The sequence below is a fragment of the Myxococcus sp. CA033 genome (assembly GCF_013336625.1).
GTDB lineage: Bacteria > Myxococcota > Myxococcia > Myxococcales > Myxococcaceae > Myxococcus > Myxococcus llanfairpwllgwyngyllgogerychwyrndrobwllllantysiliogogogochensis.
In genome coordinates, this window is record NZ_JABUMU010000030.1 from 115,331 (window position 1) to 136,973 (window position 21,643).

The 21,643-nt window shown below is 69.2% G+C and carries 16 protein-coding genes; 11 read left to right on the plus strand and 5 right to left on the minus strand.

The features are described from left to right. Nucleotides 1–18 precede the first annotated feature (18 nt). A complete protein-coding gene (locus HUA78_RS40890) occupies nucleotides 19–924 on the minus strand; it encodes a LysR family transcriptional regulator (RefSeq protein WP_174478670.1) in 906 nt (301 codons plus the stop codon). Nucleotides 925–1,000: 76 nt separating this feature from the next. Here HUA78_RS40890 and HUA78_RS40895 point away from each other — a divergent pair, with 76 nt between their 5' ends. The 8 genes from HUA78_RS40895 to HUA78_RS40930 all read left to right on the plus strand — a co-directional run bounded on the left by HUA78_RS40895 (nucleotide 1,001) and on the right by HUA78_RS40930 (nucleotide 12,474). Beyond that, complete coding sequence (locus tag HUA78_RS40895; RefSeq protein WP_174478671.1) at nucleotides 1,001–3,244, plus strand: DPP IV N-terminal domain-containing protein; 2,244 nt, start codon at nucleotides 1,001–1,003, stop codon at nucleotides 3,242–3,244. 69 nt (nucleotides 3,245–3,313) lie between these two features. Beyond that, on the plus strand, nucleotides 3,314–4,072 hold the full coding sequence (locus HUA78_RS40900) for a hypothetical protein (RefSeq protein ID WP_174478672.1): 759 nt from the start codon (nucleotides 3,314–3,316) through the stop codon (nucleotides 4,070–4,072). Between the two features lie 124 nt (nucleotides 4,073–4,196). Next, nucleotides 4,197–6,275, plus strand: coding sequence for a M36 family metallopeptidase (locus tag HUA78_RS40905; protein ID WP_174478673.1), 2,079 nt, complete (start codon nucleotides 4,197–4,199; stop codon nucleotides 6,273–6,275). Between the two features lie 156 nt (nucleotides 6,276–6,431). Beyond that, the gene (locus HUA78_RS40910; protein ID WP_174478674.1) at nucleotides 6,432–7,865 is read left to right on the plus strand and encodes a S28 family serine protease; all 1,434 of its coding nucleotides are present in this window, start codon (nucleotides 6,432–6,434) and stop codon (nucleotides 7,863–7,865) included. A gap of 143 nt (nucleotides 7,866–8,008) precedes the next feature. Then, nucleotides 8,009–9,157: an AAA family ATPase gene (locus HUA78_RS40915; protein WP_174478675.1), complete on the plus strand. Its 1,149-nt coding sequence runs from the start codon at nucleotides 8,009–8,011 to the stop codon at nucleotides 9,155–9,157. 45 nt (nucleotides 9,158–9,202) lie between these two features. Continuing rightward, complete coding sequence (truB, locus tag HUA78_RS40920; protein ID WP_174478676.1) at nucleotides 9,203–10,096, plus strand: tRNA pseudouridine(55) synthase TruB; 894 nt, start codon at nucleotides 9,203–9,205, stop codon at nucleotides 10,094–10,096. A 43-nt stretch (nucleotides 10,097–10,139) separates the two neighbouring features. Further along, entirely contained in the window at nucleotides 10,140–10,763 is a 624-nt protein-coding gene (locus tag HUA78_RS40925) for a GNAT family N-acetyltransferase (RefSeq protein WP_141648926.1), read from the plus strand. Nucleotides 10,764–11,022: 259 nt separating this feature from the next. Continuing rightward, a complete protein-coding gene (locus tag HUA78_RS40930) occupies nucleotides 11,023–12,474 on the plus strand; it encodes a hypothetical protein (protein ID WP_174468344.1) in 1,452 nt (483 codons plus the stop codon). Nucleotides 12,475–13,064: 590 nt separating this feature from the next. Here the strand turns inward: HUA78_RS40930 and tkt are convergent. From tkt to HUA78_RS40945, 3 genes are all read right to left on the minus strand, one after another. Beyond that, nucleotides 13,065–15,125 carry a transketolase gene (tkt, locus tag HUA78_RS40935; protein ID WP_174478677.1) on the minus strand — a complete coding sequence of 687 codons (2,061 nt, stop codon included), beginning with the start codon at nucleotides 15,123–15,125 and terminating at the stop codon, nucleotides 13,065–13,067. 149 nt (nucleotides 15,126–15,274) lie between these two features. Then, nucleotides 15,275–16,483: a VWA domain-containing protein gene (locus tag HUA78_RS40940; protein WP_174456217.1), complete on the minus strand. Its 1,209-nt coding sequence runs from the start codon at nucleotides 16,481–16,483 to the stop codon at nucleotides 15,275–15,277. A gap of 5 nt (nucleotides 16,484–16,488) precedes the next feature. Next, complete coding sequence (locus tag HUA78_RS40945) at nucleotides 16,489–17,337, minus strand: MoxR family ATPase (protein ID WP_141647660.1); 849 nt, start codon at nucleotides 17,335–17,337, stop codon at nucleotides 16,489–16,491. Nucleotides 17,338–17,535: 198 nt separating this feature from the next. Here HUA78_RS40945 and HUA78_RS40950 point away from each other — a divergent pair, with 198 nt between their 5' ends. The 3 genes from HUA78_RS40950 to HUA78_RS40960 all read left to right on the plus strand — a co-directional run bounded on the left by HUA78_RS40950 (nucleotide 17,536) and on the right by HUA78_RS40960 (nucleotide 19,678). Then, complete coding sequence (locus HUA78_RS40950) at nucleotides 17,536–17,712, plus strand: hypothetical protein (RefSeq protein WP_174468586.1); 177 nt, start codon at nucleotides 17,536–17,538, stop codon at nucleotides 17,710–17,712. A gap of 161 nt (nucleotides 17,713–17,873) precedes the next feature. After that, on the plus strand, nucleotides 17,874–18,494 hold the full coding sequence (locus tag HUA78_RS40955; protein WP_254624172.1) for a vegetative protein: 621 nt from the start codon (nucleotides 17,874–17,876) through the stop codon (nucleotides 18,492–18,494). A gap of 662 nt (nucleotides 18,495–19,156) precedes the next feature. After that, nucleotides 19,157–19,678 (plus strand): hypothetical protein, encoded by a 522-nt coding sequence (locus tag HUA78_RS40960; protein ID WP_174456220.1) that lies wholly within the window; start codon nucleotides 19,157–19,159, stop codon nucleotides 19,676–19,678. A gap of 195 nt (nucleotides 19,679–19,873) precedes the next feature. Here HUA78_RS40960 and HUA78_RS40965 read toward each other — a convergent pair whose 3' ends face one another. Then, nucleotides 19,874–21,601, minus strand: a complete 1,728-nt coding sequence (locus tag HUA78_RS40965) for an MASE1 domain-containing protein (protein WP_174478678.1) — start codon at nucleotides 21,599–21,601, stop codon at nucleotides 19,874–19,876. Between the last annotated feature and the right edge of the window lie 42 nt (nucleotides 21,602–21,643).

The window sequence follows — 21,643 nt, forward strand, 5'->3', positions numbered from 1 at the left end:
CGGGGCCCAAACCCCGCTTCAGTCCGAGGCGCCCCTGCCCGAGCGGGACACTGCTTCATGCGCGAGGACGCGGAAGTGCTGCGCGGCGGGTGAGGGCCGAGGCCCGGGGAAGGCCACCACCAGCTCCGCGTGGCCGGGAGCGCCGCTCAGGGGGCGGAACACGACGCCCTTGGGGCACAGGGCCTGGGAGGACGCGGGAGCGATGGTCAGTCCCAGCCCCGCCTCCACCATGCCGACGACGGAGGGCCACGAGCTGGCTTCCTGGAGGATGTTCGGAGAGAAGCCCGCGGCCAGGCACATGCTCGTCACCAGGTCATGCATGCCGGGCGCGGAGTGGCGGGGGAACAGCACGAAGGGTTCGCTCGCCAGCGAGGACAGCGCGACGACCTGCTGACGGGCGCGAGGGTGCCGTGCCGGCAGCGCGAGCACGAAGCGCTCCCGGAGCAGGCGCTCGACGGTGAGCCCCTCGTGACGGAAGGGCGCCCGGATGATGGCGATGTCCAGCTCCCCGGAGGTGAGCGCGGCGCCGACGTTCAGGGTCGCGCTGTCATCCAGTTCCAACTTCACTTTCGGGAAGCGCGTGCGGAAGCGCAGCACGATGTCCGGCAGGACGCCGAAGGCCGACGACGCGGCGAAGCCGACGCGCAGCGTGCCCGTCTCGCCGCTCGCCGCCTGCTGCACGGAGTGGATGACATCCCCCCGTCGGGCCAGCAGCGCTCGTGCCTCCTCCAGCAGTCGAGCTCCGGCGGCGGTGAGGGCCACGCGGCGGCTGGTGCGCGTGAGCAGCTCGACCCCCAGCTCGGTCTCCAGCCGGCGAATCTGCTGACTGAACGGCGGCTGGGCCATGCCGATGCGCGCGGCGGCGCGTCCGAAGTGCAGCTCCTCCGCCACCGCGACGAAGAGCTGGAGCTGACGGAATTCCATATCGAGACGTTAACCGTCTCAATGCGCCTCGAAAGATATATTGGTGGTGAAGAATGCCGTTTCCTACCATCGGTGCATGCGATTCCCCTGCGTTCCCCTGGGTCTGCTGCTCACGGCGTTGACGGGGGCTCCCGTCCTGGCGCTCGACGGTGAGTCACCTTCCGCCGTCGCTTCCGGACCCACGCCGGATGCGAAGGTCCAGGCGAAGCTGGACCTGGCGAACCAGTTCAACCGTCGGGTGGAGCTCCTGCGCGACAGCCTCGTCCCGCCCAGGTGGATGCGAGACGGAGACCGCCTGGTCTTCTGGTCCCGCGAGGGGAAGGACGGTGGGACGTGGGTGCTGGCGCACGCGAAGACGGGGGAGCTGAAGCCGCTCCTGTCGGGTGCGCAGCTGCGCGAGCAGCTCTCGGCGTTGCTGGGCAAGCCCGTCACGGCGCCTCGCTTCTTCGACGTCGCGCTCGCTCCGGATGAGCAGGGCATTGTCTTCCGGCTGGAGGGGAAGACCTTCGGCCTGGGGCTGACGGGAGGCCGCGTCACGTTGTTGTCGCCGGAGGACCGGGCCGCGCTGACGCTGTCTCCGGACCACTTCCTCGCGCCGCGCGGAGGAGCGCTCGCGGTGCAGCGCAGGGGCGGCTTCGCGGTGCTGGGCGCGGACGGTGCCACCGTGGTGGAGCGCGCGGGAGAGGAGCGCCTGGACTGGCGGATTCCGGAGCGCCCCTGGTCGCCGGATGGACGCTTCCTGGTGGTGTGGCGCGACGACCTGCGCGCCGTGCATCAGGTGCCCGTGGTGGACTACTCGGATGTGCTGGAGAAGGTGACGACGGTGCCGTACGCGAAGACGGGGACGCCGCTGCCGCGCTCGGAGCTGTACGTCGTGGAGGTGGCCACGGGCCGCGTGACGCGCATTCCTCCCGTGGAGGGCGAGACGTATGACTTTTTCGCGGGCTGGAACCCCGAGGGCACGGAGGCGCTGTGCCTCCACCTCTCTCGTGACGCCAAGCGCCTGGACCTCACCGCGGTGACCCCGGGGACGGGACAGCGTCGGCACGTGCTGCGCGAGGAGCGTCCGGAGACCTTCGTCGCCGGCCTGGACTTCGCGGTAGGCGGCTGGGCGAAGCAGGTGACGGCGCTGCCGGGGGGACGTGGCTACCTCTGGATGTCGGAGCGCGATGGCTGGCGACATGTGTATGCCTATGACCGCGCGGGGAAGCTCCTGCGGCAGCTCACGCGCGGCGCTTTCCCCGTGCATGAAGTGGTGGGCGTGGCGCAACAGGGGGACGCCCTCTACGTGCTGGCCTCGGCCGAAAGCGGCGCGCCGTACGAGCAGCTCTTCTACCGGGGCAGCATGAAGGGTGGCGCATTGAAGCGGCTGTCCTCGGGCTCGGGGATGCACCGAATCACGCTGTCGCCTTCGGGCCAGCACTACGTGGACGCGTGGTCCTCCCGCGCGCAGCCCCGGCTGCGGGAGCTGGTATCCATGGAGGGCGGCAAGCGCGTGCGCCTCACCACGGCGGACGCGAGTGAAGTCGAGGCCCTCGGTGACGTGCGCCCGGAGCCGTTCATCGTCAAGGCCGCCGACGGCGTCACGCCCCTGCACGGCGTGCTCTACAAGCCGCGCGACTTCGACCCCGCGAAGCGCTACCCGGTGCTCGCCTATATCTACGGCGGCCCATTCTTCAATCTGTTGCCATGGAGCTACATCGGAAACTCGATGTCGTTGACCGCCAGCGGCCTGGCGCAGCTCGGCTTCGTCACGGTGCTGGTGGACCCTCGCGGAGGACCTGGGCGGAGCAAGGCCTTCCAGGACGCGAACTATGGCCGCGTGGGCCAGACGGAGATTCCCGACTACGTGACGGCGTTGAAGCAGGCCGCGTCCACGCGTCCGTGGATGGACCTGGAGCGGGTGGGCCTCTACGGCCACTCCTGGGGCGGCTACTTCGCGCTGCGCGGCATGCTGACGGCGCCGGACTTCTTCAAGGCGGGGTATGCCGCGGCACCGGGGGCGCTGACGGAAGAGGCCATCATCAACGAGCCCTACCTCAACCTGCCGAGCGCCAATCCCCAGGGCTACGCGGTGGGTGACAACCTCCCGCTCGCGGGCAAGCTGAAGGGCCACCTGCGGCTGATGCACGGCACCAGCGATGTGAACGCCACGCTCTCCGTGACGATGCGGATGGCGGACGCGCTCATCCGGGCGGGCAAGCACTTCGAGCTGCTCATCATGCCCGGCGAGCCGCATTCTCCGCAGGGGGCCGCCGGTCGCTACTACCAGGACGACGTGGGCCTGTTCTTCCTCCGGACCCTGGGCGCGCCCCGGTGAGGCCTACTTTTGCCCACTTGAGCGCAGGTCGTCGCCCCAGGTGTCGGCGGAGCGACTAGACTTCGGACCGTGGCCAGACCCCGTCCGAAATGTCTGAACTGTGGCGCCCCCTTCCTCAAGGCGGTGGAGCGCGAGCCTCTCTGCACCCATTGCGGCGCGGAGAGGACCAAACCCACCGGCATCCCCCTTCAGCCAGGGTGGAAGGAAGTTCCCTCCGCGCGGCAGGAGGCGGCCAAACGGAATCACGCCGCGATGGTCGTGGCGGGCATCTTCTCGGTCTTCATGTTGCTCGGCGGGGTGGGCGTGGCGTTCCTGGTGTATGCGACGGAGCCCATTCCCGCGCGCGTGACGGAGCGGCCCAGGCCGCCGCCTCCCACGGTCACCCCGCCCCCCATTCCGCGGCCCCCGGAGCCCCCGCCCATCGTGACGCAGCCCCCGCTGCCGCCCATGGTGGAGAAGCCCATCAAGCGCCCGCCGCTGCCCAAGACGAATGAGGCGTGGGGCGCGGTCATGCTGGGCAAGCACCTGCGCGACTACGACTACTGCGGCAGGGAGGCCATCCTCCGCGACGGCGGCATCCCCCGGATTTTCCGGCTGCGGGCGCGGTTCGACGCGAACGGGGAGGGCGTCAAGGGGAAGGTGACCCCCGTGACCTCCGTGAAGATGTTGGATGCCTGCATCACGAACCGCACCAAGTACATCTACCTGGGCAAGCCGCCGGAGAAGCGCGAGTTCGCCGTGGAGATGACACTGTCCTTCGCGCACCTCCGCCCCAAGGGCAAACCCGAGACGCGTGATGACCAATGGAGCGACCTCAGCGGCGATTGAGCCGTAGCGCGCGCTCGGAAGTCGATGGTCTCGCCCGGTCCCCCTGTTGAGTCAGGTCGACGGGCCGTGTCCTTGTTCCGCGTGACGCCCCATCCCGGGGTGGTCCGTGACGCAGGAGCACGACATGTCCCCAAGACACGCCCGACGCTGCCTCTTCCACGCGGTAGCTCTCACGGGGGCGCTGCTGTCCCCCCTCGCCCTGGCCGTGGTGCCGGAGCCCCAGGGAGAGCGGCACCACGACGCGCGCCTCTCCTACAACGCCCGGACGCGCTTCACCTTCGCGCCGACGCAGCAGGCGGCGGAAGCGGCGCTGCGCCAGTCCGTGCCGGAGCTGCGCGTGGAGGTGGATGCGTCCAACGGGCGGGTGCGCTCGCTCATCAACCTGGTGGGCGCGCTCTCGGGTCCCGCGAGCGGAGACGCGCTGGCGGTGGGCCTGGACTTCGTCCAACGACATCGCGAGGCCCTGGGCCTGGAGCTGTCCGACCTGGCCAACCTGGAGGTGACCGACCGCGTCTACTCACGCCTCAGTGGTGCCACGCATTTGTATCTGCGACAGCGATACCGGGACCTGCCCGTCTACAACGCGCAGCTCCAGGTCAACGTGGACCGGGAAGGGCGCGTGCTCGCGGTGCATAGCGACTTCCAGCCCGCGCTGGAGTCCACGCTCTCCAGCGTGGAGCCTCGGATTGGCGCGGCCGACGCGGTGGCGAGCGCGGCGCGGCACCTGGGCCTCCAGGGATTCGCGGCGCCCCGCGAGCTGAAGGCCGAGCCCGGTCCCACGCGGCGCACTCGCGTGGAGGCGCGGGGGCTGTCGAGCGAGCCCATCGACGCGTCGCTGGCGGTGCTGCCGCTGCGTCGTGGAGAGTCGCGTCTGGTCTGGCGCTTCCAGGTCCACACGCTGGATGCCCGGCACGCCTTTGACTTGACGGTGGACGCGGGCACGGGCGAGGTCTGGACGCGCTTCGACTGGGTGGCGGGGGATTCGTACCGCGTGTACCCGAGGCCCGCCGAGAGCCCGCACCACGTCACGCCGGTTCCTCCCGCGGATGGGCGCACGCTCGTCACCAACCCCGCCCACTCGCTGGCCTCGCCCTTCGGCTGGCATGACACCAACGGAGTCACGGGCGCCGAGTTCCTCGCCCCCCGCGGCAACAACGTCCACGCCTACGAGGACCGGGACAACAATGGTCAGCCGCCCGCGAGCGACCCGAACTGCGGCGCCGGGCTGGCGTGCGACTTCGCCATCAACCTGACGGGCGCGCCGAGCACGTCCTTCGCCGCCGCGGTCGCCAACCTCTTCTACTGGAACAACCTCGTCCACGACGTGCAGTACCAGTACGGCTTCGACGAGCTGGCCGGCAACTTCCAGGTCAACAACCATGCCCGAGGCGGGCTCGGCAATGACGACGTGCGCGCCGAGGCGCAGGACAGTGGTGGCGTCGACAACGCCAACTTCCTCACGCCTCCGGATGGCTTCCGCCCGCGCATGCAGATGTACCTCTGGACGGCGCCCACGCCGGACAAGGATGGCGACCTGGACAGCGGCGTCATCGTCCACGAGTACGGCCACGGCATCTCCAACCGCCTCGTCGGCGGCCCCAGCAACGTGTCGTGCCTGACCAACCGGCAGCAGCCGGGCGAGGGCCTCAGCGACTTCCTGGCGCTCGTCTACACCGCGCGCGCGTCGGACACCGGCCCGCAGGGACGTGGCATCGGGACGTACGTGCTGAACCAGGCCATCACCGGCCCGGGCCTTCGCACCCAGCGCTACAGCACGTCCGCGCTCGTCAACACCTGGACCTTCGAGAGCATCAACACGATGACCGTCCCGCACGGCGTGGGCTCCGTGTTCGCCCAGGCGCTGTGGGAGGTGTACTGGGCGCTGGTGACGCAGTGGGGCTTCAGCACGGACCTCTACGACGCCACGGGCAACGCGGGGAACCAGCGCATGCTGCTGTACTTCACCGAGGGCCTGAAGCGCACCGCCTGCAACCCCACCTTCCTCCAGACACGCGACGGCATCATCAGCGCCGCCACCACCCTGCATGGTGGGGAAGATGTCTGCCGGATGTGGAACGCGTTCGCCGCCATCGGCCTGGGCTCCAACGCGACGAATGCCGTCGACTCCGCCAGGAATGGCTTCGCCGTGCCCCCCTCGTGCGGCCTCATCCTGGGCCGTCCGGAGACGCCACCCACCCCGTAGCCACGCCGTCCCGCCGGAGGACCTCTCCCGAGGTCCTTCGGTGCTCCACACCCGGAGTGTATTTTCATGGGTAGCCTATAATTCTCGAATTGTGAGAATGTCCGGGCTGGTTCCTGACTGAACCCGAGTGACGTTGTTCATCGAGAGGAGCGGGACATGTGGGGAGTGACGTATCGGTTTCGAGGCGTGGTGGGGGCGCTGGCGGTATCGCTGCTGGCGGCCTGTGGCGACACGTCGGAGGCGGGACGCGACGGCGCGCCTTCGGGAGAGACGCTGTCGGAGGCGCGAGCCATCGACGATGACATCCGCGCGCGGCTGGAGGCGCTCCCGGGCGTCACGATTCTGGGGGACGAGCAGATTGATGACTTTCGCTTCTTCACGCTCGACTTCGAGCAACCCGCGGACCACCGCCATCCGGAGGGTGAGAAGTTCCTTCAGCGCATGACGCTGTTCCACCGCTCGGTGACGGCGCCGATGGTCATCGACACGGAGGGCGCGGAAATCTTCGCGGAGCCCATCGCCGCGGAGCCGGTGGACCTCTTGAAGGGCAACCAGGTGACGGTGGAGCACCGCTTCTACGGCACGTCGACGCCGGCCTCGCGTGACTGGAAGCTCCTGGATGTCTGGCAGTCCGCGGCGGACGCGCACCGCGTGGTGGAGGTCTTCAAGACGATTTACGGCGCGCGCTGGCTGTCCACGGGTGTGTTCCGGGGCGGCACGGCGGCCCTCCTTCACCGCTACTTCTTTCCGAACGACGTGGAGGCAACGATTCCCTACGCGGAGCGGCACAGCCTGGGGTTGCAGGATGTCCGCACGCCGCACTTCCTGGCCACCGTGGGTGACGCGACGTGCCGCGACAGGTTGAAGGCGGTGCAGCGGGCGGCGCTGGAGCGGCGCGAGGAGCTGACGCCGCTGCTGGCGGCGCAGGTGGAGTGGGGCTTCACCTTCGAGATGCTGGGCGTGGACAAGGCGTTTGAGTTCAGCGTGGTGCGGCTGCCGTTCAACTTCTGGGAGTACATGGGGCTGGCGCCGTACGACTGCGACACGATTCCGGAGCCCACGGTGTCGGCCGAGGAGCTGTTCGCCTTCGTGGACCTGGTGGCGGGCCCCGCGTACACCTTCTCAGACCAGTCGCTGTACAGCGCGATTGAGCCGGAGAGCTACCAATGCGCCACGGAGCTGGGCGCGCCGCTGTTCCCGGAGTTGGAGCTGCGTCCGCTGCTGCGCTACCCGGGCGGGCAGGTGCCCACGGCGCTGCCGCCCGCGGGCGTGGTGAAGGTCTACAACCCGGTGCCGCTGCTCAAGCTGGAGCTGTGGACGCGGCTGCATGCCCGGCGCGTGCTCATCGTCGACGGCGCGCTGAGCCCGTGGAGTGCCTCGGCCTTCGGCGTGAGCTCCAGGAATGACTCGTACCGCATCGTGGACCCGGCGGGCATCGGCTTCTACGGGACGCTGACCGCGCTGCCCGAGCCGCAGCGCACCTTCTACTTCGAGCGGCTGGCCGAGTGGGCGGATGCGCCGGTGCACGTGCCCGCTGTCACCGCGGGCAAGCTGAGCCGGAGCTACGAGAAGCTGCTGCGTCGTCGGTAGTCGTCGCGCCGGCTGAAGGACCCGAGGGGCACGCGTCCACGTGGCGTGCTCCCTCGGGTGGAGTGCCCGGGTCCGTCGCGGATGGGACGGACCTCCAGAGCACCGTTGCGGTGTGAGGTGGGCGCGCTAGGGTGGGGTGCTCGATGCCCATCCAGCGCTTGCGGATTTCCGGATACCGCTCGGTGCGTCAGCTCTCGCTGGAGCTGGGCCCGGTGAATGTCATTGTCGGGGCCAACGGCAGTGGCAAGACGAACCTGTACCGCGCGCTGTACCTGTTGGTGGCGGCGTCGGAGGGGAGGCTCGCGCGCACCCTGGCGGAAGAGGGCGGCACACCGAGCGTGCTGTGGGCGGGTTCGCGGGGCCCGAAGAAGCCGGTGCGGCTGACGGTGCAGGTGGAGCTGGGCGAGCTGGCGTATGAGCTGAGCTGCGGCATCGTCCCCCACCTTCCGCGCTCCATGGACCCCTTCAAGCTGGACCCGGAGGTGAAGTCGGAGCACCTGTGGGCCTGGTCCGGGGGGCGGAAGGTGGTGCTGATGGAGCGCAAGGACCGCACGGCCTTCATGCGGGATGCCGACGGGAAGCGGGTGACGTTTCCCACGCAGCTCTGGAACTCGGAGTCGGTGCTGGACCAACTGGGCGAGCCGCACCGGTTCCCGCGCTTGTCGGAGGTGCAGCGCACGTTCGCCGCGTGGCGTTTCTATCACCACTTCCGCACGGACCCGGACGCGGCCATGCGGCATCCGCGCGTGGGCGTGAGGACGCCGGTGCTGGCGCATGACGGCGCGGACCTGGCGGCGGCGCTGCTGACCATCCTCCAGATTGGCGACACGCGAGGTCTGGAGCAGGGCATCGACGATGCGTTCCCGGGGGCTCGGCTGGAGGTCCAGTCCAGTGAAGGGCGCTTCAGTCTGTTCATGCACATGCCGGGGTTGAGCCGGCCCATGGCCGCGACCGAGCTGTCCGATGGAACGTTGCGCTACCTCTGCTTGCTGGCGGCGCTCTTGAGTCCGCGCCCTCCGCCGCTCCTCGCGTTGAACGAGCCGGAGACGAGCCTGCATCCGGACCTGTTGGAGCCTCTGGGGCGGCTCGTGCTGAGGGCGGCGAGGGACAGCCAGGTCTGGGTGACGACGCACGCGGAGCCCCTGGCGCGCACGGTGGCGCAGGCCTCACGCTGTTCGCCCGTGTATCTGGTGAAGCGGGACGGAGCCACGCAGGTGGAGGGAGCCCTGGATGGCGATTCCTCTGACTTCATCGAGGAAGAAGAAGAGGAAGAAGAGGACCGGGGTGGTTGAGCACGTCGCGGAGTCCATGACGCGAGTTCTCCTTCGGGAGCACGCATGACGCCGGGCCTCTACAGTGTGCACAAGCCGGTGGGTCCCACGAGCTTCTCGGTGGTGCAGTCCTTCCTGGAGGAGGCGCGGGCCGTGCCGGGCAAGCGCCTGCCGATATGCCACGGTGGGACGTTGGACCCGTTCGCGGAAGGGCTGCTCCTGGTGCTGGTGGGGCAGACCACGCGGCTGTTCGAGCTGCTGCACGCGGTGCCCAAGACGTACGAAGCGGACGTGGTCTGGGGCACGGAGACGGACACGGGAGACCTGCACGGCAAGCCCGTGCTCCAGGGGGACGTGTCACGCCTGACGCCCGGGTTGCTCGACGCCGCGCTCGCGCCCTTCGTGGGCTGGCACGAGCAGGTGCCACCGGCCACGAGCGCGAAGAAGGTGGGAGGCGAGCCCGCGTATCGCAAGGCCCACCGGGGCGAGGTGGTGGAGCTGCCGCCCTCGCGCGTGTACCTGCACTCGGCCCGGTGGCTCTCGCACGAACTGCCGCGCACCAGTCGCCTGACGCTGACCTGCCGAGGGGGCTACTACGTCCGCTCGCTCGCGAGGGACGTGGGGCGTGCGCTCGGTTGTGGCGCGCATCTCTCCACGCTGCGGCGCACGGCGATAGGCCCGTGGAGCGACCCGGCGCCCGGGACACGCGTGGGCTCACAGGGACGGGCCCTGCTGCCCTGGGCGCGGGTGCGTCCCCTCACGGACCTGGAGGTGGGCGAGCTGCGTCGCGAGCGGTCCATCCCCCTGAGCGGCACGCTGCCTCCGGACTGGCGCCTGCCGGTGGGCTTCCCCGACCCCGAGGCCCCGGTGCGAGGCTTCCATCAGGGCCGGCTCACGTTCCTGCTGCGCGAGCGTGAGGGCGCGCTGTGGAGCGACACGGAGCTGAGAGGCGGCCTGTAACGAAGGGGTGCCGCGAGCCTTCGCGCCCACTACCTTCTCGCGCATGTCCCTCGACATCGAGATTCAGGAGCTGACGCCGAAGCTGTGGCCGGCGCTCGAGACGCTGTTCGGGAAGAACGGCGCGTGCGCGGGCTGCTGGTGCATGTTCTGGCGGCTGGAAGAAGGCGAGCGCTTCGCTGACGTGAAGGGCGCGCCCGCGAAGCAGCGGATGAAGGCGCTGGTGGACGAGGGCAAGGCCCAGGGCCTGCTGGCCTTCGTGGACGGACACCCCGTGGGCTGGCTCACGCTGGGGCCGCGCCGGAGCTTCCCGCGCCTGGACCGCGCACCGAGCCTCCGGTGTGACGACGCGGACGACGTCTGGTCCGTGCCCTGCTTCTTCATCCACAAGGACTTCCGGGGCCAGGGCGTCGCCACGGTGCTGCTGAAGGCCGCGCTGGACGTGATGCGTCAGCGGGGCGCGCGCACCGTGGAGGGATATCCCGTGAAACCTCCCAAGGGGTCCGCGCGTACATCCAATGCGTCCGCGTACACGGGCACGGTGCCGTTCTTTGAAAAACAGGGGTTCGAGCTCGTGGCCGAGCGGCCTCAGGGCAAGCAGCGCGTGCGCAAGGCCCTGGCCTCGCCGGCGCGCGCGCCGCGTCGAGCCGCGAGCAAGCGGATCCGGTGACTCCAGTCACCACTTCGGGGGATCCGGTGACTCCAGTCACCACTTCGGGGGATCCGGTGACTCTGGTCACCACCTGGGGGGCCTTCCCCCTGGTGACGACTGTCATCGGTGGTGACAGTTGTCACCACCCCTTGTGGACGGGTTGGTGCCGCCTAACTCCTTGAATATAGGTCAGAAGTGAAGGTGGGCAACCGGAGGAGATGTGTGGCACGCCGCGAGCAATAGGGGTGCTCACAACGACTTACTTCGGAGAAACCAAATGTCCGTCGCCACCTCCTTCAACTCCGCTCAGAAGACCCTGGCTCGCACCGAGTCGAAGCTCGAGAAGCTGGAGGGCAAGCTGGAGCGCGCGCTGGTCAAGGAGCACCAGCTGTTGAAGGACCTGCGCCACATGATGAAGCACCACGCGCCGCACCAGCAGGCGGGCCGTCCGGGTGGCGACAGCTTCGACAAGGGTGGGTGCTTCCCGTCCAAGCCGCTGCCGAACGAGTGGAGCCCGCTGGACCTGGGCGCGCTGAGCGAGACGAACAAGCTGGACCAGACGAAGGGCCCCATCACCGCGGACCAGCTCACCAAGGCCATCCAGCGCGGCACGGGTGACCACGACGGCCAGGCGGCGAAGGGCGAGTACCGCGCGTTCGCGGAGTGGGCGGAGAAGAACCAGGACCGCCTCACGCCCGAGGCGAAGCAGGTGATGGACCGCTTCTCCAAGTTCGCCGCGGAGAGGAAGGCCAACGGCCACCAGGACGGCGACTGGCGGAAGATGATCAATGACATGAAGGGCGTGGGCGACAAGGGCGCGGAGAAGGCGCTCGCGGGCCTGGACAAGCTGCCCAAGCCCATCTCCGGCGATGACATGGCGAAGGCCATCCGCAGCGGCACGAAGGACGCGGACAACAACACCGCGGACGAGCTGAAGGCCTTCCAGGACTGGGCCAAGAAGAACGGCGACAAGCTGTCTCCCGAGGCCAAGGAAGTGATGGGCAAGTTCGAGAAGCACGCGACCAAGGCGATGGCCACGGGCGACAAGGACCTGAGCTCCACCGAGTGGTCCAAGATGATGAAGGACTTCAAGAGCGTGGGCGACGTGAGCGCTCGCGACTCGCTGGCGAAGCTGGACAAGGAGAACGGGCCCATCTCCGGTGAGGACCTGCTCGGCGCCATCAAGCAGGGCGCGGGCGACGCGGACGGCAACTCCACCAAGGAGCTGGCCGAGTTCCAGAAGTGGGCGGCGAAGAACAAGGACCGGCTGACGCCCGAGGCGCAGAAGGTGATGGAGACGTACGAGAAGCACTCGAAGACGGCGGGCCCCAAGGGCCTGGACAAGCAGGGCTTCGACGCGATGGTGAAGGACGCCTCGCAGCACAAGACCTTCCACGACGCGTCCATGCGCACCGCGCTGGAGACGCTGGATGGGAAGAACGGGAAGATCTCCGCCAAGGACCTGACCAACGCCATCAGCAAGGGCGCCGGTGACCTCGACGGCCAGGCCGCAGGGCTGGAGTACGCGGACCTCCAGAAGTGGGCGCGCCAGAACTACGACCGCCTCAGCCCGGACGCGCGCAAGGTGGTGGACACCTACGAGAAGTACGCCACCCAGTCGCTGGCCAAGGGCGAGACGGGCATCGCGAACTCCGACTTCCAGAAGATGGTGAAGGAGATGGAGCAGCTCAGCGTGGTGCGCCCGCCCCCGCGCTTCATCACCGCCTGATTCAAACCTTGAAGGGTCCAGGTGGAGTGACTCGCCACCTGGACCTGTCGAGGCACAAGCCAGGCACCAGCCCGAGGGAGGCCCGGGGTGTACGGCCGGGGTGGAGGGGTCGGCGCCGGGAGCCGCGGCGCGAGTGCGTGTAGCGAGGCTCGGCATGCACGATGCAATGAAGTCAGGGAGTCAGCGGCACCGTGGCACGACGACCGCACCAGGGTGAGGCGGGGACGGGGGGCGAAGGGGTGCGGACTTTTGGGTGGGACGTGGGAGCGACCGGAGCCGGGGGGCTTCGAGTCGGGCAAGGGGCTCCCGTGAACCCACGATGATTTGAGCAACGCGGCTCTCGTGCGGCAACGGGAGTGGCTGTTCGGGCTCCCCGATTTGTTGGGGGATGAGTCGGGGGCCTTTTCTTGATGCGGAGCCTCTCTTTAAGAGGGGCATCGGGTGCTCGGGCTGTTGGGGGATGGCCCGAGTCCCTTTCTTTTGGAAGGACAGTGGCGAGGACTGAAGCAAGAAGGGCCCCGGACCGTTGGGGGATGGTCCGGGGCCCTCGTCTTTTCAGCGTCGCGCGTCGGGCGCGCGGGTGACGGTGACTACGCCTTGGCCTTGGCCAGCGTGTCCTTGGCCACCTTCACCACGTTGTCGACGGTGAAGCCGAACTTCTGCTGGAGCGCCTTGATGGGGGCGGACGCGCCGAAGCTGCGCATGGCGACGATGCCACCCTGGAAGCCGACCCAGCGCTCCCAGCCGAAGGCCGCGCCCTTCTCCACCGCGACGCGCGCGCGCACGGTGGGAGGCAGCACGCTGTCCCGGTACTCCTGGGACTGGCTCTCGAACAGCTCCCACGAGGGCAGGCTGACGACGCGGGACTTGATGCCCTCGGCCGTGAGCTTGTCGTGGGCGTCCAGGCACAGGGACACCTCGCTGCCGGTGCCGATGAGCACCACCTCCGGCTTGCCGCCCTCCGCGTCCGCCAGCACGTAGCCGCCCTTGGCGACCCCGGAGGCCGCGCCGTACTTGCTGCGGTCCACGGTGGGCACGGCCTGGCGGGTGAGGACGAGGACGACGGGGTGGCTCTTCTGCTGGCCGATGACCCGCCACGCCTCGACGACTTCGTTGGCGTCGGCGGGACGCAGCACGATGAGGCCGGGGATGGCGCGCAGGCTGGCGAGCTGCTCCACGGGCTGGTGCGTGGGGCCGTCCTCGCCCAGGCCGATGGAGTCGTGGGTGAAGATGTGCAGCGCGGGCAGCTCCATCAGCGAGGACAGGCGGATGGCGGGGCGCTCGTACTCACTGAAGATGAGGAACGTGGCGCCGTAGCCGCGCACCTTGCTCAGGCACAGGCCGTTGACGATGGAGCCCATCGCGTGCTCGCGCACGCCGAAGTGGATGTTGCGGCCGGCGTGCTCGCCGGGCTTCATGGACTCGGAGCCGGTGATGTACGTCTTCGTGGACGGGTTGAGGTCGGCCGAGCCGCCCACCAGCCACGGGTAGTTCTTCGCGACGGCGTTGAGCACCTTGCCGCTGGACTCGCGGGTGGCCATGCCCTTGGCGTCGGTGGGGAACGTCGGCAGCTCGGAGTCCCAGCCCTTGGGCGCTTCACGGCGCTGCATGCGCGTCAGCTCGTCGGCCAGCTCGGGGAACTGCTTCTGGTACTCGACGAAGCGCGCATCCCACTCCTCGCGCAGCTTCTTGCCGCGGGCGCCCATGCGGTCCTGGAAGCGCTCGCGCACGCCCTCGGGGACCAGGAACTTGGCATCCTCGGGCCAGCCATAGTTGCGCTTGGTGCCCTTGATCTCCTCGTCGCCGAGCGGCTCGCCGTGGGCCTTGGACGACCCCTGGAGCTTGGGGGCGCCGTAGGCAATCTGGGTGGTGACGATGATGAGGGTGGGCTTGCCCCGCAGCGTCTTGAAGGCGTGGAGGGCCTCGCCCAGGACGGTCAAATCGTTGGCGTCCGGCACGCGCAGCACGCGCCAGCCGTAGCCCTCGAAGCGGCGGCCCACGTCCTCGGTGAAGGCCAGGTCGGTGCTGCCGTCGATGGAGATGTGGTTGGAGTCGTAGAGCCAGCAGAGGTTGGGCAGCTGGAGGTGGCCGGCGATGGACGCGGCCTCGGACGCGACGCCTTCCATGAGGTCGCCGTCGCCGCAGATGGCGTAGACGTCATGGGAGAACATCTCGAAGCCGGGCTTGTTGAAGTGGCCGGCGAGCCAGCGGCTGGCGATGGCCATGCCCACGCTGTTGGCCACGCCCTGGCCCAGGGGCCCCGTGGTGGTCTCCACGCCGCTGGTCCACCGGTACTCGGGGTGGCCGGGGGTGGCGGAGTCCAGCTGGCGGAACTTCTGGATGTCCTCGAGCGAGACGCTCAGGGCCTCCTCGACCTTGTAGTCGCGGGTGACGCGCTTGACGCCGGCCAGGTGGAGCAGCGCGTACAGCAGCATGGACGCGTGGCCGTTGGAGAGGATGAACCTGTCGCGGTCCGGCCAGATGGGGTGGGACGGGTCATACCGGAGCTCTTGCTGCCAGAGCTGGTAGGCGACGGGGGCCAGGGACATGGGAGCCCCCGGGTGGCCCGAGTGGGCTTGCTGTACCGCATCCATGGCCAGGGTGCGGATGGTGTTGATGCTCAGCACGTCCTGCTGATTGTCGGTCGTCATAAGGTCCTCGTGCTCCGGGCTCACGCGCGGCGCACCATGCCGTAACTGACGCCGGGGCGCCGCACGAAACGAGCGCCCCTGGCTGCCCGCAGTCCTTCAGTCCACGGGCCCCTGGAATTCCCCGCCCCGGAGGGGGGAGGCGAGCGACTTCAGCGCCGCGCCGCCGCGCCCTTCACGGTGCGTCCGCGAGTCAGGTGGGCCACCGCCTCACCCAGCCCCTCCACGGTGAGGGAGAACATGGGGAACACCTGGGCAATCATCGCGATGGAGCCCGAGCGCCACGAGCCCATCGGCTCCGGGTTGAGCCACACGTTGCGCTCGAAGTGCTGGGCCAACTGCATCAGCCACGTCAGCCCTTCCTGTCCGTCCGCCTTGTAGCGCCCCTCGGCGTCCGTGCGGATGGCCAACTCGTACGGCGCCATGGACGCATCGCCCACCAGGACGAGCTTGTGGTGCCGTCCCACCTGCGCCACCAGCTCCGGCACCGTCATGCCGCCGGTGAGCTGGGGCGTGGCGTAGAGCTTTCCGTAGACGCAGTTGTGAAAGTAATACGTTCGCAATTCCTTGAAGTGCGTGGCCTGGCTCGCGACGGAGAACAGCCGGCTCATCACCGCGGCGTAAGGGTCCATGGAGCCGCCCACGTCCATGGCCAGCACCACGCGGGTGTTGGGCCTGCGCGGAGGCCGCGTCACCACCTCCAGCTCGCCCGCGTTGCGAGCGGTGGCGGAGATGCTCTCGTCGATGTCCAGCTCGTCCGGCGCTCCGTCTCGAGCGAACGCGCGCAGCTTGCGCAGCGCCACGGCCATCTGCCGCGTGTCGAGCACCAGGTCGTCGCGATACCCCGCGTACTTGCGTGCCCCCGCCTGCATCATCGCCATGCCCTGCTTGCCGCCGGCCTTGCCCCCCACGCGCATGCCGCCGCGCGAGAAGCCGTTGTTGCCGAACGGTGACGTGCCGCCGGTGCCAATCCACCGGTTGCCGCCGTCGTGGCGTTCCTTCTGTTCGCGAAGGCGCTCCTCGAACAGGCGACGAATCTCCTCGGGGTCCAGCGCCTCCAGGAGCGCCATCTCCTCGGGCGTCAGCTGGGGCCGCTCGCGCGCCTCTTCCAGCCAGGACATCAGCTCCTGCGTCAGCTCCAGGCCCGCGGTCTCCACGCCCTGGAAGTGGGAGAGGAACGCCTGGTCGAACGAGTCGAGCTGCGTCTCCGAGTGGACCAGGAGCGCGCGCGCCACGTGGTAGAAGCCGTCGAGGCTGCTGTCATGGAGGCCCGCCTTCAGGGCTCCCGCCAGGGCGAGCGCCTCCTGCGCGCCCACCTTCACGCCCCGTCGCCGCAGCTCGTAGAAGAATGGCAGGAACATGGCTTTCAGGCCCGTGAGCGCCGACCGCGTCCGAAGGCCTCGGCCACGGAGACCAGGTCCTGCTCCTTCTTCAGCAGGGCGCCGAGGAACGGCAGGTTCTCGTCCAGCTTCAAGTCGTTGATGCCCTGGGCCTTGAGCACGGCAATCCAGTCGATGAGCTCGCTGGTGGAGGGGCGCTTGCGCAGGCGGGTGAAGCCGCGCAGCTCGTAGAAGACCTTGAGGACCTGGTCGGTGAGCGCGGCGTCGAGCCCCGGGTGGTGCACGTCGACGATGCGGCGCATCAGCTCCGCGTCGGGGAAGTCGATGAAGTGGAACACGCAGCGGCGCAGGAACGCGTCCGGCAGCTCCTTCTCGTTGTTGGACGTAATCACGACGATGGGGCGGTGTTTCGCGGCCACCTCGTCGTTCGTCTCGGTGACGCGGAAGCGCATCCGGTCCAACTCGTGGAGCAGGTCGTTGGGGAACTCGAGGTCCGCCTTGTCGACCTCGTCGATGAGCAACACGACGCGCTCGGGGGCGGAGAACGCCTCGCCCAGGGGGCCCATGCGGATGTATCGGCGGATGTCTCGCACGTCGCCGTCGCCGAAGCGCGAGTCATACAGGCGCTGCACGGTGTCGTAGACGTACAGGCCGTCCTGCGCGCGGGTGGTGCTCTTCACGTGCCAGGTGAGCAGCTTGTGGCCCAGGGCCTGGGCGATGGCCTCCGCCAGCAGCGTCTTGCCGGTGCCCGGCTCGCCCTTCACCAGCAGGGGGCGCTGGAGGGTGAGGGCACAGTTGACGGCGGCCTGGAGGCCCTCGTGGGTCAGGTAGGAATCGGTGCCTCGGAAGCGGACGGAAGGAGGGGCCGGAGTCATGTCCCGGCTCCTTTAACATCCACGACGTCGCCGCGGGGGCTCGGGTCCATCCCTGGGAGGGGGCTGCTCGGCGGGCCGCTGTCCCTCCCTCCGGGGCACGTCAGACCCTTTACCTGGTCTCGTTCGTATCCCAGCAAGGCCAAGGAATGCGGTGGGTCGCGTTCTTGGTGGGAATCCGAGTGCTTGGAGGCATCCGTCGTGGGTCACCCGTTCGTCGTCACGTTGTTGTTTGTGTGGGCGCTCTCCTCGATGGTGCGCTCGTGCCCGACGGCGACCGCCCTGCTGTCCGAGCGCCCCGTGACGGTGGAGACCCAGGCCTCGGTGATGCCCAAGCCGGTGGTGGAGACGGTGCCGTCGCCTCATGTTCCAGGCTGATACGTCTGTTTCAGGATGGCCCCCGGGTCTGAGACTTCTGCTCGGAGCAGGACCCTGGGGAGGGGGTTGGGGCTGAAAATCGCTCGGGGGATGACCGTTGGCGCGCGTCGTGCAGCGGATTTCCCGCCGATAACCCAGGACGGCGTATATCCTCCCGTCACATGTCCATTGCGAACGAGCTTGGAGAGATGTTCCGGCGCGAGCTGCAGTCCCAGCTAGTGCCTTTGCAGCAGGCGGTGAATCGGTTGGAGGAGGGCCTTGAGGCCCTGGACATGCTGCGTTCAGTGACGTTCCGCCTGGCGCCGCTGACCAGCCGGTTGGGTGCGCTGGCGGGAGTGCGTCCCGCGGCGACGACGCGGCAGGCGGCGGTGTTGCCGGCGCCGGCGGTGAAGCGTGGCAAGCCGGGACGTCGTCCCACGGCGCAGGTGGAGTTGCCGCTGGTGGCGACGCGAGCTGCGGCGGCGAAGGCGCCGGTTGCGGTGGCGCGTGGAGCGAAGACGGCGGATGGCTCGCGTTCGTGCGCCATCATCGGGTGCAAGCGCCCCAGCCGTTCGAAGGGGTATTGCTCGGCGCACTACCAGAAGTTGCGGTTGCTGATGCGCACGGACCGTCGTCCGACGGCGTGGGTGGATGACGCCCGGCCGCAGTCGGTGCAGGACGTGAAGCTGCCGCGCGGTCGTGCGGCGAGCAAGGCGCTGCAGGAGGCCCAGCCGGTGGCCGCGAAGCGTGGCGCGTCCCGGTCGAAGACGGCGGCGCGTGGCAAGAAGGGCAGGATGGCGTAGCTGAGGGGAGTCGCGGAAGGCTCGCGCTCCACTCGCTGTCCATTCGAGGTGGGCTCCTGAAGTGAGGGAGCCCGCCGCCCCGTTCGAGTGTCCCTGAGGAGGGCCGCTGCGCGAGGCGTGTATCCAGGCCGTGAGTTTTTCCGGTCCGTGGGGCCTGTTCCACAATGACGGAGGCGAGGCCGCGCGGGTCGCGTCCGTCCATGTGACGCGGCCGTGCCCTGAGGCGTCCACCCAGGCTCAAGCGGAGCCGAGGCCGTGCGGGTCGCGTCCGTCCATGGGACGCGGCCGTGCCCTGAGGCGTCCACCCAGGCTCAAGCGGAGCCGAGGCCGCGCGGGTCGCGTCCGTCCATGGGACGCGGCCGTGTTCTGAGGCGGTCCACCCCCTGCCTGAGCGGAGGCGTGCTCGCAAGCACGACGCCCGACAGGCCCACCGACGTCCTGAGCCGCGAGCCGCCCTGTGAGGCGATGTGCTCGGGTGCAAGGGAGAGGACGCGAATGGGTGTGTCGCGCTCCTGCCCTGCGAGCCGGCGTGTGCCGAACACCCCGGGAAGCCCCTGGTTCTTCGGGGCGGGAGAGCGTCGTCCAGGCGGGCGTGTGGATGGCGGACAGCGGGGCGCGGGCTCCCGTTGACAGTAAGGGTCCCGTGATGGGATTCGGGCGCCATGAGTGAGCAAGGCTATCCAGTCACCGTGGCGGTGCGGCGCCCTGATGGGCGAGTGGAACAGGTGCGAGTCGGCACGGCGTTCAAGAATGAAGAAGGCTTCACGCTGAGGATGGGCGAGTTGTCCATCGGCGGAACGCCGGATGCGGCGTCGGCGGCGCCTCGTCGCGCGGCGGCGCCCAGTGGCGGCGGTGGCGGCGGCGGGGACGGAATGGTCTTCCCGAACTACGGCCGCAGCAAGGGCGCGCCGGTCGCGGGCGCGAGCATGCAGGACCTCGAGTTCTATGCGAACGGCGCGCGCCGCTCGCTGAACGACCCGAGCAAGTCGCGCTGGCACGACAAGGAGCGCCAGTTGCTGAGCGCCATCGAGGCGGAGATGGCCCGGCAGCAGGGTGGTGGCGGTGGTGGTGGCAATGAGGGCTACGGCAATCGTGGGGGCGGGGACGGCTACGGCAGCCGTGGAGGTGGCGGCTACCAGGATGACGTTCCGCCGCCGAGCGATGACGACAACATCCCGTTCTGAAGTGGCATGACGGGCGCCCTGTCACGGGCGCTCGTGAGGCGGGACACGGACACCGTGCGAAACACGGTGTCCGGACCGGCCCGCAAGCAGGGGTACGGAGGCGTGAGGACGTCCGCGCCGTGCGCAGGGCCGTCGAGCAGGCGCGGTGCGCCCCGGTGGCCTGGTCTCACGACGACAACGTGGACCGCCACTCACTCAGGCCGCGGCCTGGGTCGCACTGGCGCACGGGAGCCACACGGTGAAGGTGGTGCCCTGTCCGACGGCGCTGTCGACGGTGACCTCTCCATGGTGTCCATCGACGATGCGGCGGACGATGGCGAGCCCCAGTCCGGTGCCACTGGCTCGAGTGGTGAAGAAGGGCTCGAAGATGCGCTGTTGGACCTCGGGAGCAATCCCGTGCCCGGTGTCGGAGATGGTGAGCCGGGCGTGAAGAGTCCCGGAGCGCGTCTCCGGCTCGATGCGAGTGACGAGGCTGCCGCCCGAGGGCATGGCCTGCACGGCATTGGTGAACAGGTTGGTGAGGGCGACGTGGAGCAGGTGGGCATCCAGGTCGATGGGCGGCAGCGGCTCGTCCAGGGTCCGTGAGACGTTGATGCCCGAGGGCCCCGAGCGCAGTGAGGCACTCAAGGCGCCCTCCACCACGGGGCCGAGCGCCTGGGTCCTCAGTCGTGGCTCCATGGGGCGGGTGAAGTCGAGCAGGTCGTTGACGATGAGGTCCAGGCGCTGGACTTCCTCATCCATGATGACCAGCAAGGTGCCCGCGGGCCCATGGGCCGTCTGGGGCGCGAGTCGGCGGATGGCGGCGAGCGCGTTGGAGATGGCGCCCAGGGGATTGCGAACCTCGTGGGCCACGGTGGCGCTCAGCTCTCCGAGGGCGGCCATGCGCTCGCGTCGCACGAGGGTGGCCTGGGTGGCGGCGAGCGTCTGCAGGGACTGGCGCAGCTCCTGGTTGAGGTGGCTCACTTCTTCCTGGGCGCGACGGCGCTCGCTGAGGGCGCTGGCGAGGAGCAGTCCGGACACGCTGGCCACGGCGAGGAAGGACTGGAGGAAGGTGAGGCTGTCGTTGTGCCAGGCGAACTGGGCGAAGGGGCCGTTGCCGTGGGCAGTGTGCCAGAGGGCGAGCGAGGACATCACCGCGGTGGCCATGGTGGTGCCCCGGGCCTCGAAGCGCAGGGCGGCCCAGAGCAGGAAGGGGAAGGACAGGTAGGTGACGGGGTGGAAGGTGGCGGGAGGCGCGGCGGTGGGCGGCATGCTGAACACCCACTGGGTGGTCACGCCGAGCAGCAGCAGCAGGGCCGCCAGCTCCAGCCGTCGTTGCCGGTTCCACCCGTCGAGTCCCCGTGAGAGCCAGGTGAGCAGCAGGGGCGCCACCAGCAGCACGCCCATGGCGTTGCCCACCCAGAACACCCGCCACGAGGGCCAGAAGTCACTGGGGGCCAGGCGCAGATCCGACAGCATCATCCCCATGCCCAGGGTCGCGCTGATGAGCGTGCTACCGAGGGCGGCCAGTCCCACCAGTCCCAGCACGTCCCGCACGCGGTCCATCGCCGGGTGGAGTCGCACCAGTCGCCGCAGGAGCACGGCGCCGACCATGGCCTCGAGCAGGTTGCCGGCGGCGATGACGAAGCTGGTGGAGGTGATGGGTCCGTGGGAGTCGCCGACGACGAGCGGCTCCACGAGGATGGCGGCGAGGGCGAGCAGCGGCCACTCCCGGTGTCGCGTGAGCAGGAGCCCCACGAGCGCCACGCCGCTGGGGGGCCACATGGCGGAGACCAACTCGGGAGGGAAGGCCAGCACCGCGCCCAGCCGCACGCCGAGCGCATAGGTCGCGGTGAAGAGCACGAGCCGGAGGAGGGGCTGCCAGCGACGGGGATAGGACTTGAACGAGGGCACGTCCCATTCGTCGGGCCTCGCTCGGGACATGCGTCGCGACGAGGCGGTGGGTTCCGACGCCTTTCGGTCGAC